Genomic DNA, 16012 nt, shown 5'->3' on the forward strand with positions numbered 1-16012 from the left:
TTTAATTTTTAATGATTTTTTTGTTCAGTTGTTTTCCACTTTTGAGTATTATTCCCAAAATATACATGCCCGAGGGCAAACTAGCCAAATCATAAACAATATTATTATTTTTGACTTGAAGTTTAGGTACGCTAACTTTTACACCTACCATGTTAAAGAAGCTTACTTCTTTAATAATTTCAGTACTACCTATATTTATATTTAATACAGTATTTATTGGATTTGGATACAAATTCAATATGGACTCATCATCTAATTCTTTATTACTTTCTTTTAAATAAATAATCTCTAAAGTTTGCAAGCCTATCTCAATTTTTTCTCCAGAGCGTAACTCATAGCGATTGCCGTTCTCTTGTGCTTGTAAAGTATCTACACTGCATAATAATACAAGTATGTAGCATAGTATACCAAAAGCTGGTTTTACTATTATTTTCATATATCTGTTTTTTGAAATGGAATACCCATTATTAAAGATTCTTATTGTTTAGAAGCCATACTATTCACCTTTTTCATTAACTCCATTAGCTTTTCTTGTTGTTCTGCTATCTTTTTTTCTTGAGCTATAGTGTAAAGTGTTAGTTCCTCTACTTTTTCTAAAAGTTTCTTGTTAAGTGTAGCTACATCATACCCACCGTCATTAGTAACCTGAGCTAGTGAAGGAACATTAGGTAAGTGTTTGTTTGTATTTATATAGGATTCTACATCAGTCAAAGGCATTAAAGAATAATCATCCTCAAAAACATAATCAGGCCAATTACCTACATCTTGTATTTTCAATCCTGTTGCAATCGCTCTACCGTCAATGGCTAGTTTGTAACCAGTAGGCACATTATCTGTACCAATAGCTAAATTTGCACCTTGAACTGCTAAAACATCTGATTGTTCTAACACAAGTCGCGCATCAAAATCTTCTCCAACATTTCCAGCACTATTAGAAAAATCTATATATGGATTAGCTCCTGATCGTAGTTCTATCCTATGATTTCCATCTCCATCCATACCATAAAATCCTCTACGGTTATTGTCTCCATTTTCTCCCTTAACTATAAAGCTATTATCAACTTCTAATCCTGCGCCTCTAATTGCCATACGATCATTTGCCTCTAGTACTAGACGAGCATCAAAATCTTCTGTAGATTGTCCGCTATTATTAGAAAAATCCAGATAAGGTGTTTCACCCGATCGTAATTCTAAACGATGATTACCGTCACTGTCTGTTCCAAAAAAACCTCTACGATTTGAACTTCCATTGACACCCTTGACTATTAAGCTTTTATCTACTTCAAGTCCTGCACCTCTGATAGCCATTCTATCATTAGTTTCTAATACTAAGCGGGCATCAAAATTTTCAGAGGTATTACCTATATCATTTTTAAAATCTAAATAAGGTGTACTACCTGTTCGTAACTCAATTCTGTGATTCCCAGAAGTATCGGTTCCGAAAGTTGAATTACGATTGTTATTACTGTCAGGACTACTGACTAAAAAGGCATTTTCAGTTTTTACATTTCCATTGACATGAAATATTACATCAGGGTTATTTGTATTAATGCCTATTCTCCCATTAGTTTTCATTAACATCAGTAACCTAGAGCCCGTGTATGGAAAATCTGTATTATATTTTCTGAATGCCAGTCCATTTGACTCTTGTCTAGTTGTAAAAATGTTATTTACATTATTAGTGTCACTTCTAGCATCAAATGTAATATGTGGACTGTTGTTACCCGAACTAGTATTTTTTAATTTTATACCCGTACTTCCTGAAGGAAGAGTTACATTAATGGTTTCATTAGTGTTTTGTGCTTGTGCAAGTGTAAAAAAAGCAGTTAAGATTATTAGGGTTGACATTGAAAAGTAGACTTTAAAACGTTCACTTTTTTTAAGTAAGTAATTTACTGTTTTCATAATTTTGTGATTTTTAAATAGATAATTGATTTTAGATTATTAATAAATTGCATGAACTCAATACAGTACTATTAATTCATTAACACTTATTCTGGACTACAAGAATTTCATAGTATTGTACTTGTAGGGCTTTATATTTAGTTTTTTTGCTCTTCTAATGCTTCTAATTTTTTAGTAAGATTTTTAAGTATGCGTTCAATATTTTTGTTTCTAATAAGCATTTCATCTTTTTCTGCTTTTAAGATTTTAATTTCATTACTTAGCTCAGTTATGTAGAGAAATTGTTCTTCAATTTTTTCAAGATTTGTAATCGCTGTTTTTCCTAAATCTATATTCATACCATTGTTGGCAATATCTCGATAGGAAGGAACATTAGGTAAGTGTCCATACTTCTTTACAAAAAGGATAGCATCATCAAGTGTTATGAAATTATAGTTTGAATTAAGTTTAGATTGTCCCGTAAAGTAATCTTCAAATACATAGTCAGGATAGGTATTTGTTGTAGTTGAAAATCCTGCACTAGCTCTAACATCGCCTGTTATCGTTAATGTATGCGTAATATCAGCTACTGCTGTATTGATACCGACACGATTACTTGCGAAATTACCTCCTATTAATGGAGTATCTGAGTTGGAGTTTTCTATATATAATTGATCGCTTTGAGTCGTTTGGTTGTATCCAGCATTGTATCCAATATATACATTATTATTCCCAGTTGTATTTTCACGACCAGCTTCATAACCTGAAAAATGATTATTGTTACCAGTAGTATTTCTATTACCACTCATATAGCCAGCGAAATAATTTTGTATACCAGTTATATTATTTATTCCACTAGCATATCCGACAAAGTGATTTCTATCAGCTGTTGTGTTACTTCTACCTGTATTACTACCAATAAATAGATTTCTGGTTCCTGTTGAATTATTTTCTCCTGCTTGATGACCAATAAACATATTATTTGATGCAGTAGTATTGTTCATACCACTTCGATATCCCGAAAAATAGTTTTGACTCCCAGATGTGTTTGCGAGTCCGCTTTGCCTACCAGTAAAGTAGTTGAAATTCCCAGTAGTATTGCTTGTACCAGATTGATTTCCAACAAAATGATTTTCACTTCCATTTGTATTATTTCTACCTGCATTATTTCCTATAAAAAACCCATTGGACATAAAGGCACTGTTGAGTCCTGCATCTTTACCTATGAATACGTTTCCAGAAGCATTTGCATTTTTACCAGCACCACTACCAATATAAATGTTATTTAATCCTGTAGTATTGGTACTTCCTGCTTCATATCCTAAAAAAAGATTGTTATCTCCAGTCGTATTGTTCTCACCAGATTTAAAACCTATAAATTGATTAAAATCCCCTTTATTATTTTTACCTGAAGAAAACCCTGCAAAATGGTTTCGCTGTCCTGTGTTATTTTGACCACTGTAAATACCTACGAAATGATTTTCATCTCCTGTTGTATTGGATTGACCAGCCGAAGTACCAATAAATAAATTTTCATTACCACTTTCATTATTTTGACCACTGTTGTGTCCTATAAATATGTTAGCTGATCCATTAAAATTACTGAAACCACTTTGATATCCTAAAAAAGTATTAGAAGATCCAAATTCATTACTAAATCCGCTTTTATATCCCGAAAAATAATTACGACTTCCACCAGAATTGGTATATCCACTTTGGTATCCCGAAAAGTGATTGAAGGTTCCAGTTCCGCCTGTAAAACCACTTTCATATCCTATATAGTGATTTTCATTTCCACCTCCGCCACCATAACCAGCTCTGTAACCGAAATATGTATTATTGGTTTGCGTAGAAACATTAAAACCACTTTGATATCCTAAAAAAGTATTACGGCTATTGGTTAGGTTATTAATATTTTCACCCGCTTGTTTTCCTATGAAGATAGAGCCATCGGTATTTTCAAACTCAAGCTGTGCTTTTCGGGTGAATCGGTGATAGATGATATTGTTTACTCTTATATCAAGATCTTGTGCATCAGTTGTTCCTAAAAAGTGAACACCATTTGTAGTTCCACTATTGCCTAAAAGTGTCCAAGCATTGGAGTCACTTCCTCCAATAGCGACCCATTGACTACCATCCCAATAGTTAAAACCTTTAGTAAAACCGCTTGCATCAGCTATTAAGTAAACTAACTGACCGTTAATACTTCCATCAGTATTAAGACTACTTACTCTAGGCACTAAAACACCATCGGTAGCAGTTACTTCTCCTTCATGATTAACACCTCGCACGTCAAATGTAGTTTCAGGCATTGTAGTTCCTATTCCTACTTGTCCAGAAACATTTAGTGATATCATAAATATTATAATGATAAAGACTTTGATTTTCATATTTCTAATTTTTTATAATTATTTTTTTTGTTTGGCTGATACTTGAATTTTCAATTAGAATTTTAGTTATGTAGATACCTGCTGAAAAGTTTTTGGTATTAAAACTATATGAATCCTGTTTAGGTAAATTTGACTTGTGAAAAACTAATTTCCCAGTCATATCTAAAATACTTACATCCTTTATATCCAATTGATTAGGATTTAATATTGTTAACTGTGATATATTATTATTTTGAAAAATGTGAAACGAATCAAGTGGTACAGATTCAAGATTCAATGTCTCAGAAACAAATCTGATTTTAAAACGCTCATCGTATGTTCCTTGAGGAAGATTAATATTATAATCTTGTATTCGTAAGTCTACATAAGTATTGTTGTGAGTATCATAAATGAATATTGGCTGATTAGAATCAAAATTTTGAATGTCAAAAGCTCTAATAGTTATTGACTTTTGTTCTGATAAATTTATTATTAGTGGAATTTCAAGCTGTGAATCAAAAGGAAATGCCTGAGCCGTATATGGAACACCGTTCAATTCCCAATAAGCATCTGAAGCTACATCCTCAGGGCTTTTTGATTCTAACCCATAATCAAACCCTGCTGTGGCGGTTGGATGGAATGTTTGAACCAATTGTCTTGTGTAAATATTATTAAAATCTACATTGATTCTAAATCTTTTATACGCATAAGGAAGTACAGTGAGATTTTCGTTTGTTTCAGAAGTACTCGGTCTAAAAAAATCACTATTGGTGCCAGATTCTTTGTAAAACTCTCGATGACTATTCCTAGTGGTGACTATGCCAGTGGTTCCTATTTTCCCTTCAACCATAAAACCTTGACCAATAGCCATGTATCTAAACACTTGCTTTCCAGAAGCGCTAGGAGAGCCAACAGTATTTAATGACCCATCCGAGTTATAACTATTAAACGTGGCAGGAATGAATGTTTCTACGTTACCTGATTCATTTATGGTATACGTAGCGTATCCTCCAACATAATCAGCTATATAATGAGAGTTTACCGTTTTATCTTGTTCCCAAAAATAGAGTGTTCCTGTAATAGCGTTTATATTGTCTGTATCCCAGATATAATCTCTAGCATCTAAAGCTGAAGGATAAGGATTTCCAACCAGAGTCCAATTGTTAGCTAATACGGCATTTTGTATGGTTCCATTATTAGGTTTCCCTCTAAAATCATATCGTTGATTATCTCCAGAATTATTAGCACTAGTTCCTGATACTCCTTTCATAGTAAAGCCCTCACCTGGGTTTATTGTAGTGTTTTCTTGTACTGAAATCCACTGAGAGTATTGATTTGATGTTATGAATTTGTAAATCCAATATGGCTCAATATTTAAAGGATTAGAGGTTCCATTATAGTCTGAATTATGAATGTAAGTAGCTGGTATTGAAGTTAGATTATCTATAACATCATTGAGTAATGAAATACCAAAGTTATTGTTTGTATTACTTATGATTTTTTGTGAAATGGGAGAACACCAATAATTATACTCATATTCACCAACTGTACCTTCTTGATATATACTTAATTCTCCAACTCCCTTATTTGCAATATCTTCAGAGCGCTGAGTTAATTGTGATTCATCACGAAGTAAAATGCGACTATCAGAATTCATTAAGTTAATATCTTCCTCAACATGAAGCAATTGATTGTTAACATACAGATAGTTATTATTTTTTATAACTAATTGAGCTACTACTGAGTTTGTAAATATCAAGAATAGTATATATGTTGATATATTTTTAATTGACATAATGATGGGCTTTAATAAAGTTGATAGTGTGGAGTAAATTTTCCATAGCGTCTAAGTATCGTGGAAATATTTGTAGAGCGCTATTAAATGATTTTTGAGCTTCATTATATTTTCCCAAAAGAAACTGAAGATTGCCTTTTGTATTATAAAAACGAGCGCTATTAGAAATTAAATACAAATACCCATCGTTACCACTGATTAATATATTTTCTGTAGAATTAGAATGTTGACTTTTTATTAATTTGAGTAATGATTTCTCTAATACTGATACTTTAAATTCCGAAATCCTATGTCTAAGTAGTATTTCTGACAACAAACTATGTTCTTTTAAAAATGAAAAAACAATTTCATGTGTATTTTCTATTTTTATACAAGATGATTTATCTAAATCTTTTAACATACTATCAAAAATTAAATTGTTTATACAAATCTATATTTGAACTTACATAATGAAAACCTTAAGTTATTATTTGGTTCTATTATTTTATTTTTCGGCTCAGTTACTTTTTTAATAAAATTGGATTTTTGTGCGCTTTCGAGTTTACATTTAAAGCTCAAATATTTTAATTTCCAGAATTTAGTATTGGCTTATTATTCGTAAACTCTATTTCCTCAGATTTTGGTGTTTTTTTAGAGAATTTTAATAAACCAGTTATAAATAGTAATGCTGTGAATGCTAATAACTCAATACTGCCATCAACCCAGTCGATTGTCCAGTTAAATTCTTTGATTAGTTCCTCATTTATATTTCGAAAGAAAATAGAGATTAAAAAATTATTAATAAAATGCATACCAGTAGCTCTTTCTATGCCGTTATCTTTTATAACGATCAATGTAAATACAATAGAAAATATAAAACTAAAAATGAAGTGTTGTATACCATAACCTAAATGAACAAAAGCAAATAGAATACCTATAATAATATGTGGAATTATTTTCAGATTAAATTTTCTTGATAAACCTTGAAATAGATAACTTCTAAAGATCAATTCTTCCCATAAGGTTTGAAAGAAAAAAGCAATAGTTGCTAATACGAAACAGATAGCGAAATTAGTAAGATTAAAGGCTTCAGTAAAGTTTATGAAAGCATCCCAATCAGTAATTAACATTGCTGGAAATATAATAATTCCCCATTGCAAAATACCTTTACCATAAAGTTTCCATCTAAATTTTTGATCATTCAATCCATTAGTTAAAGATGAATAGGGTCTAAAGTGTAATTTTTTGTGTAAAAGTTTTAAAATTAATACTAAAGCTCCAAAAACTAAAAAAATAAAAAAATAGGAGATATTTTCTTTACCTATAATTTCTAATGCACTTGACGTTTTTAATAAAGGAATAAATACTTTATTCATTAGCATATTGAGTATAACTATACATAATAAACTAATAAGAACCATTACTCCATACGTCCACCATTTATTACGTCCATAATATGACTGCCTGATAAAATTAATTTGATTTATTTTCATAATATTATTATTTAATTGATTTATTAATATTGTCTTTTTTGATAGTCCATTGTATTACACCACCTAAAATTTCATGGGCTCCGTATTTAGTGGAATCAATCTTCGCTTTTATTATTTAAGGTTTGAATTCTCTCTGAAAAATTTTTGATTTTATAGAATCTCCCCAAGTGTACGAACCATGTAATATAGATCCAGATATTTGCTTATGTTTTATAGTTTGTTTATATTAATTGTTTTTTCTACAACTACAGCTACATATCAGTATTGTAATAATGAGATAGATATTTTTTTCATAACCTTAAGTTTAATTACAGCACAAATTTGCAGGCATTTTAGAGTTGTATCAATAAAATGTGATTACTCATATATGGTTTGTGACTAAGCTTATTAAAATTGTGATAAAATCACTTTATCACAAAAAATTGGTATCCTCATCTTTATTTGTGAATTTTGTATATGACTAAATTTGTAAAACAACGTTGGTTTTATCATTCTGTAATTTGGGTGCTAATTATTTTTTGGATGACTATTGTCACTGACAATCATTATAAGAGCTTTGGATTTTATTATTATCTATTCCAAACATTACTTTTTATTACTCCTATAATTATAGGTATCTATTTGAACTTTTATTTAATAGATCGTTATTTTATGAATAGGAAGTATATTCATTATATATGCTGTTTTTTAATTTTGACTTTCGTAATAGTGAGTATATCTTATTATACAACTCTGAAATTTTCCATTTTTGAAGTATCTTTTATTCAAGAAATTTCCAATATCATATTATTGCTAGTTTTAAGTGTAGGAATACGATATTTAAAACGCGGGATTGTAGGTCAGTTTCAGTTACAAGAATTGAGAGTTAAAAAAAATGAAGCAGAAATCAATGCACTAAAAGCTCAAATAAATCCACACTTTTTGTTCAATACCTTAAATAATATTTATGCAACAAATCAAATTGACGCAGAAAAAGGCTCTGAAATGATTATGGAACTTTCAGAGGTAATGCGGTATCATTTGAGATTCTCAGAATTGCAAAAAGTGAGTTTAGAAGATGAAGTACAATTATTACATTCTTATATTGCTTTAGAAAAACTTCGATTAACTGAAAATTGTAAGATTTATATAAATATTGCACCTTCTAAATCAAAGCTGAAAATTGCACCATTACTTTTGTTACCATTTACGGAAAATGCTTTTAAACACGGTACACACCCAACAAAACCATGTTTCATAAATTTCAGTTTAGTTGTAGAAAATGACACAATCATTTTTCAAATACGTAACAGTATTATATCAAATAAAAAAATAGTAAAAACTCATATTGGACTAGAAAATACTAAACGCCGTTTAAAGCTTATATATAATAATAAGTTTGAATTAAAAATTTCTAATACAGAAGATGTATTTTATTTAAAACTTAAGCTCAAATTATGATGGAAATTAAACTTTTAATAGTAGATGATGAACCATTAGCTCATAATGTCTTAGAAAGGTATTGTAAAAAAATTGAATATGTTAGTGTAGTTGGTAATTGCTATGATGGTATGTCAACTTTAAACTTTCTGAATAAAAATGATGTTGATGCTATTTTACTTGATATTCAAATGCCCGATTTAACTGGGCTAGAACTATTGGACACCCTTAATACAAATGGCCCAAAAGTTATTTTAACAACAGCATTTACAGAGTTTGCTATAGAAGGATTTAATTTTGAACAAGTCATTGATTATTTACACAAACCTATTAGGATAGGTAGGTTTATCAAATCGATTGAACGTTTGAAAAAACAATTAACTATTGAAAAACAGTTTGCACAAAAAAGAACTACTAGAGTTAATACTGAAATAAATGAATTCATAACTGTTGTTGATAATAAAATTACTCATAAAATAAGGTTTGATGATATTTCTTATATTCAGTCTTGGGGAAATTATCTAAAAGTTATTACTTGTAACGAGAAAATTTTTGTGGCAAGAAAAACTATAAAAAATATGGAAAAAGAACTTCCTCAAAATAAATTCATTCGTATTCATAAATCTTATATAATTAATATTACAAGGGTAACTTCTGTAAATGGTAATCAAGCAATTATATCTGATATTATTATTCCAATTGGTAAAAGTTATTCCATACAAGCAAAAAAAATAATTCTTGGTATTAGCTGAAGGAATATTTAATCTTTATCTTTTGTAATATGTCTTTGTAAAAATAATAACTTTATTATTTAAACGAAATTTTAATACCTGTTCCTGAAACTAGTCACTTTTTTTTGACAATAAACTATGTCCTTTTAAAAAAGAGAAAACAGCTTTATGTGTATGTTCTGTTTATATACAAGATAATTTATCCATATCTTTTAAAAGAAGATCAAATATTTAATCGTTTATACAAATCTATATTTGAACTTACGTAATAGAACCTTAAATTATTATTTGATAGCGATGTTTTATTTTTGAGAAAGTTGCTTCTTCGATTTTATTAAACTTTCTATTCGTATATAAAATATCTTATTTCGTAGATTTTGAAATTGAAAAAACGTGCTCACCAATTATCTTTATAATGATTTATTTAAAAACTTTATCTAGAATAACTTATCCTCACATTAAAGTTGATTTCGTTGTTATAAAATATGATTATGGAATACTTTAATGTTATTGGTAAGAATATACAAATACATTATGGAAATAATAAATAATATTTTATCAAATATCTTTACGAACTTTATGGCAGGACTCCTGTTTAATGGAACAATTATTTTTTTAGTATATTTTTTAATTTGGAAAAAATTTGCCAAACGATTTCAGAATTTTAGGATCCAACTAAAAAATCGTGTAAACAATAAGCAAATTAGACGTGAGTTAAAAAACTCTTTATATGCTCTGTTGGTAAGTGCTTTATTTAGTACTTTGGTAATATTATTAAGTATGAAAGGATATACCAAAATATATTATGACACTTCGGAATACGGATTGTTTATGTCTTTAATTAGCTTTTTTGTCTTATTGCTCATTGACGATACTTGGTTTTACTGGACACATCGTTTACTTCATAGTCCGAAAATTTATAAACATATCCATAAAGAACATCACAAAAGCATTGATGTAAATCCTTTTACTTCTATGTCTTTTCATGTAATAGAAGCTATCATTCTAACATTTTGGATTTTACCAGTATCATTCATATTTCCAATTTATGTTCCAACTTTAATATTGCTACAGCTTTGGGGATTATTTGATAATGTAAAAGCCCATTTAGGGTATGAATTTTATCCTTCTTGGTGGAATAAGAGTGTCTTGAAGTTTATGACTTCGAGTACGCATCACAACATGCATCACAGTCAATTTAACGGAAATTATGGTCTTCATTTCAGATTTTGGGATAAACTTTTGGGCACAGAATTTAAAGATTATGAAGAAAAATATGATAATATAAAAAATAGATCAAAGTTAGAATAGATGCCAACTATGAACTTCTTAGAAACTATTTATTTACATTTTAATTCAGTATTTCTTATTTCTGAATATTAATTAATGGAGTTTTTTCATTAGGAATAAGACAGTAATTATAGTAAATTGATGAATTTACATCTTCCTTAAAATAGTAAATAGCGCAGAGATGTTTGTTATTGTAAAAGTATTTTGCATTTTAATTGTTCCAAAAACTGCAATAGAGAGAAACTGTTACTATATATAAATCCTGTCCTCTAAATAGGGGAATGATCAATAAGTGGTTTAGCTTGAAAGCTTACGTATACTTTATTCTCAATAGAATATCTAGTCAATTCATTTTTTTTTGTAAAATATCAACACATTTCTGTTTTAGAATATGTATGATCGATAGAATGAATCAAATTAAAAAAGCCAATACTAATTTTAGTCTGAAGTCCACAAACTTAATTTAGTATTGACCTAATCAATTTATTGAATATTTTAAAATAATGCTTTTTTACAATAATTTTTATTTAAATGGTATAAAAACTTTTATTATTTTACAGGAGTTATTGTATAGCCTTCATTTCTTAATAACTGAATAACCCCATTTTTACCAGCTAAGTGACCAGCTCCAACACCAAAGAATGTAGGCTGCTCTTTTGCATAATTAACCATTTTGGGAATCCATTTTATATTCCTATTTGACACAATTATATCTTCATATTTAGACAAATAATTATCGGAATTATTAAACATATGGTCATGTAATTTAGTAATATTTTTACTATTGTAAATTTCTATAAGCTTTGAAAGCATCTCTTTTTCAGAATTTAAATCGTCCTTTGCCATTGTTATTATACCTTCAATTTGTAATTTATAAGGGATTGAATCAAATACCTTAATTTGTTCCTCAACAGTCTCTAAGCCATTAATTTCTTCTCCCTGTTCTTTAGCAGTATTAATTAGTTTTGTTTCAAAAGATTGCATTTCACAATCAATTAATTTTGGCAACAATGAAGATGTTAGATAAATTGGTTTCATAGTTTCCATCATTTTAATAGAAATACCCAAGTGTTTTGTAAATAAGGAGTCAATTATTCCATATTCCTCGTCTGTAACATAATTTTTTAAAGTTTTACCATCATTCATACTAATATTTTGCATCACTTCCTTGTTCATTTCGGGATCGTCCATATCTAATTCTAAAACTACTTGTGAGGTTTCATCTAATGCTTTTTTCACATCTACGCCTAATGTAGCATCACAGGTCACGTGAATAGTTCCAAATAGATATGATTTTTTTTCTAAGCCATTACCTGAAATCTCCCAGAGAGTAGTATTTTCCAAATTTTGACCATGAGTGTTAAATAACGAAATTATTGCAATACAGATAATTGATAAAAAATGTGTCATAATGTAGATTTTAATTATATTTAATGTTTTCTATTGAAGAACCATATAACTAGGAATGATAAGAAGTTTTTCTAATATTATGATTCTTTTTTACAGAACAAATATAGATTTGCTTTTGGATTAAAATTATGACTAATTATTATTTAGTAATCTTTTATTATTATTCAGTCATTGAGTAATTTTTTCAACACTTATACTTATAGTAGAATATTTCTTAGAAAGAAATATTCTACTATAAAAGAGTTTTATTTAATGATTTACAATCTAAAATCACATACAACTAATCAAAGTTAAGTCTTTAACATTCATATTAACAAACCAATTATGTTTGAGGTAGGATCAAACAAATATGGGTTAATTGATAAAGAAAAAAATATTTTATAGAGCTAATGAAAGTAATCTATGCCCTTTAGCACAATGCAAAATCGTCATAAAGACAACACTTCTTTTATTCAAAAGAAACTTTAATGACAGTTCCCTTTCCGATATTACTGATAATATCTAACTTAAGTTTCAATTTTTCGCACAAATCTTTCACTAGATATAGTCCTAATCCAGTACCTGATATAAGTGAATCGTCTTGAGGATGATTACTCTTAACTGGATTTGTTTTTGAGATGATACTTTCTTTCATACTAACTGACATTCCTTCTCCATAATCTGTCACAATTAGAGAATTATCTATTAGTTCGAAAATTATTCTGTTATTTAAATACGAGTATTTTGCTGCATTAATCAACAAGTTATTTAATATAATCTTTATAGCTTCTTGATTAGTATTAACCATTGTTTTAGAATTTATTTTATTTACAATAGTTAACGATTTACTTTCTAACAAAACTATATTTTCTTTTATTATACTTTCAACAATTTGATATAAATCAACTTTTTCAATATTTATGTTTGAATCTAATACTGCCTTTATCCAGTTTAATATGTCTTCCATTTGCACATTAACAATCTCTAACATCTTTTTTAAATGATTTTTGAGCTGGCTTCGATCATTGCTACTCTCTACTTTATCAATAATATCTACCATGTAGTTCATATTAACTAAAGGTGTTTTCGATTGATGAGTCACATGCGCTAAAAGCTTTTCTCGTTCATCAACTAACTTAGATACTTCTGTTTTTTCTATTGCTAAGAGATTATATGCTTTTTCGAGTTTTTTCCTCGCTTTATATGATAGATACCACAAACCAAAAACTAAACCTATAAAAAGTACTCCAATGCTCATAAATAACTTGTAACGTTGAGTTATAACTTCCTCTTGTAATAGATCAATTTTAATGGCATCAAGTTTTGTTTTTTCTTCTAAGATTTTATTTTCATATTTTACTTTCAAAGCGTTAATCGAAAATTCATTTACTTCTGATTTTAATTTGTATCCATTTTGTAAATGAGTAGTTAATTCTTTAAAGAATTTATCGCTTTCCTCTATTAACCCTAGTTTTAGTGAACTCTGAGCTAACCCTGAAAGTAATTGTTTTTTCTTATTCTTGGAGATATGAATATTCAACGAGTCTGATTTTTTTTTAACCTCAGTATAATATTCATAAGCTTCTAAGTATTTTTTTTGTTTTAATTTATTGTTGGCTATTACTATTTTATGTGCAAGAGTTATTATAGAATTTTCACTAAGAGATGAAAACAAGGAATCATGTTTGCTTAGCAAAGCATCAAATTTTATATATTCTCCCAAATTACTGTAACAGTCTAAGATACCATTTATTGAAGTTATGTAACAAATACTATTAGTTTCTTGAAAAAATTCAGAAGACATAATTTTCGTAAAATGCTTTAATGCCGTATCATAATCCTCATTATATCTATGTGCTAATGCTACGATAAACTTCAATGAACATCCACCTTGATCACTATCTTGTATTTCTTCAGCTTCTTTTGAAAATAAATCTATGACTAATTGTGATTGATCATTATTGAGTAAGCTCAATGCCATAAAGGCAGAATACCTATTCTTGTAGTTAGTTAAGCTCGTATCAATAATTGCTTTTTTATATATTTTGATTGCTTCATCAAATTTATTCAGGGAAGCTGAAAGCACCAATAATGATTCAATTTTTAAACCGCGGTAGAATGGCGAATGAATTTTTTCCCATTCTTGAATAGCTTTATCAAATTCATTATAATTAGTAAATAGTGCGGCTTTATTTAATTTGATAAAGTCTTTCTCAAGAGTACTAGCATTGACTTGCTCGCTTAAACGAGCTGTAAGTTCAATAAAATCATCTGCAAATGACCTGTCTAAATGTTTAAATTCTCCTTGAGTCATAGTTACCAATAATATCTTAAATTTTAGTTTGGGTTTGATATTCTTGTAATTTTTCAAAAGATTTTCACTCAAATTAAGAGCTTTCTCATCTGCATCTTCAATCAATGCTGTATAAAACAACTTTACAATATCAATGTATATTTTTTGCTCATCACTGATTTTATCTAGATCGGGGATTTTAGAATATAATTGTTTGATTTTGGAGTAAAATTCTTCTCGATCTTTTATATCTTCAAAAACTGTATACTCATGAAGTAAATTTTCAACCTCAATAAGATTATCAAATAATAAGACTTTACCTTCCTGAGCATTTAAAGAATAAATACCCAAAACTTGCAATATAACTAACAAAAAAAGAAAATTAATTTTCATAAGAACATATGATATGATTGATTCGTAAAAACTAAATACTAAAATAAAGCTGAATGCTTAGGTGTTTTTTTTGACCTTTTATTACGGATATAAGAATTTCTCTTAATGTATCAATATTTCAATTGTAATAAACAAATTGTTATGTAATTAATAAATCGTATTAATCTAAAACTTGTTTTAAAAAATCGGTCTTTTTTGATCGTGAAACATTTAAAACAACATTATCCTGCATTATTACTTGTGGTAGTTTTGTTTTTATAATTTTTTTAATATAATTTTTATTGATCAAATACGACTGATGAATTCTAATAAATTCAAAATTATCCTTCAGATAAAGATCAAATTCTTTTAAAGTTTTTGATACAATAATTGGTTTTATATCTTTAATATAAATAATACAATAGTTTACATCAGCTTTGAAATACATGATATCTTCTAAATTTACCAATTCAGTATATTCTTTCATTGGTAGTGCAATTCTTTTTTTAGTTTTATTTTTGTCTAAATAAGAAAGTAGTTTTTTCAGCTGATCTAACTTTTCTTGTTGATTTGAAATAAATGTATTTATGGCAATTCTTAAACTCTTTAAAGTAACAGGTTTAGTAATATAATCTATAGCATTAACCTTAATTGCTTGCAATGCATAGTGCTCATGAGAAGTAATAAATATAATACCAAAATTTGGAGGAGATTCTAAACTTTCTAGAACATCAAATGAAGTACAGTTATCCAATTCAATATCAGATAAAAGTAAATCTATTTCAAGCGTTTTGATTCCTTCTAAAGCATCTTCATAATTAGTAGCAAAACCACAAATTTCTATATCTATAAAACCTTTTAATGCATCTTGAAGCCAAAATAGGGCTATAGGATCATTTTCAATTATAAAGCATTTAACTTTTTGAACCATTATAAATTAATATATAATTTTAGTCTTACTAATCATTGCTATGTTACATAAAATTCAAATACTTTCC

At 28.4% G+C, this 16012-nt stretch carries 12 protein-coding genes; 3 read left to right on the plus strand and 9 right to left on the minus strand.

Annotated features, from left to right (window positions below):
• Nucleotide 1 precedes the first annotated feature (1 nt).
• The 6 genes from AA089_RS05930 to AA089_RS05955 form a co-directional block, all read right to left on the minus strand.
• Nucleotides 2-436: a T9SS type A sorting domain-containing protein gene (locus tag AA089_RS05930; protein ID WP_046756009.1), complete on the minus strand. Its 435-nt coding sequence runs from the start codon at nt 434-436 to the stop codon at nt 2-4.
• Between the two features lie 41 nt (nt 437-477).
• A complete protein-coding gene (locus AA089_RS23560; protein ID WP_053002223.1) occupies nt 478-1905 on the minus strand; it encodes a hypothetical protein in 1428 nt (475 codons plus the stop codon).
• 137 nt (nt 1906-2042) lie between these two features.
• Nucleotides 2043-4274, minus strand: a complete 2232-nt coding sequence (locus AA089_RS05940; RefSeq protein ID WP_046756010.1) for a hypothetical protein — start codon at nt 4272-4274, stop codon at nt 2043-2045.
• Between the two features lie 4 nt (nt 4275-4278).
• A complete protein-coding gene (locus AA089_RS05945; RefSeq protein ID WP_046756011.1) occupies nt 4279-6048 on the minus strand; it encodes a T9SS type A sorting domain-containing protein in 1770 nt (589 codons plus the stop codon).
• Nucleotides 6038-6448, minus strand: a complete 411-nt coding sequence (locus AA089_RS05950) for a tetratricopeptide repeat protein (protein WP_046756012.1) — start codon at nt 6446-6448, stop codon at nt 6038-6040. The genes AA089_RS05945 and AA089_RS05950 overlap by 11 nt, the downstream gene beginning before the upstream one ends.
• A 163-nt stretch (nt 6449-6611) precedes the next feature.
• A complete protein-coding gene (locus AA089_RS05955) occupies nt 6612-7520 on the minus strand; it encodes a CPBP family intramembrane glutamic endopeptidase (RefSeq protein ID WP_046756013.1) in 909 nt (302 codons plus the stop codon).
• A 708-nt stretch (nt 7521-8228) separates the two neighbouring features.
• Here AA089_RS05955 and AA089_RS05960 point away from each other — a divergent pair.
• The 3 genes from AA089_RS05960 (at nt 8229) to AA089_RS05970 (ending at nt 10981) form a co-directional block, all read left to right on the plus strand.
• Complete coding sequence (locus tag AA089_RS05960) at nt 8229-8960, plus strand: sensor histidine kinase (protein ID WP_162200414.1); 732 nt, start codon at nt 8229-8231, stop codon at nt 8958-8960.
• Nucleotides 8957-9691, plus strand: coding sequence for a LytR/AlgR family response regulator transcription factor (locus tag AA089_RS05965; protein ID WP_053002225.1), 735 nt, complete (start codon nt 8957-8959; stop codon nt 9689-9691). The genes AA089_RS05960 and AA089_RS05965 overlap by 4 nt, the downstream gene beginning before the upstream one ends.
• A 759-nt stretch (nt 9692-10450) precedes the next feature.
• Nucleotides 10451-10981, plus strand: coding sequence for a sterol desaturase family protein (locus AA089_RS05970; RefSeq protein ID WP_162200415.1), 531 nt, complete (start codon nt 10451-10453; stop codon nt 10979-10981).
• A 528-nt stretch (nt 10982-11509) separates the two neighbouring features.
• Here AA089_RS05970 and AA089_RS05975 read toward each other — a convergent pair.
• The 3 genes from AA089_RS05975 to AA089_RS05985 form a co-directional block, all read right to left on the minus strand.
• A complete protein-coding gene (locus AA089_RS05975) occupies nt 11510-12370 on the minus strand; it encodes a TraB/GumN family protein (protein ID WP_046756015.1) in 861 nt (286 codons plus the stop codon).
• Nucleotides 12371-12818: 448 nt separating this feature from the next.
• Complete coding sequence (locus tag AA089_RS05980; RefSeq protein WP_046756016.1) at nt 12819-15035, minus strand: tetratricopeptide repeat-containing sensor histidine kinase; 2217 nt, start codon at nt 15033-15035, stop codon at nt 12819-12821.
• A 160-nt stretch (nt 15036-15195) separates the two neighbouring features.
• On the minus strand, nt 15196-15945 hold the full coding sequence (locus AA089_RS05985) for a LytR/AlgR family response regulator transcription factor (protein WP_046756017.1): 750 nt from the start codon (nt 15943-15945) through the stop codon (nt 15196-15198).
• Nucleotides 15946-16012 lie beyond the last annotated feature (67 nt).

It is taken from the genome of Kordia jejudonensis (genome assembly GCF_001005315.1).
Taxonomy (GTDB): domain Bacteria; phylum Bacteroidota; class Bacteroidia; order Flavobacteriales; family Flavobacteriaceae; genus Kordia; species Kordia jejudonensis.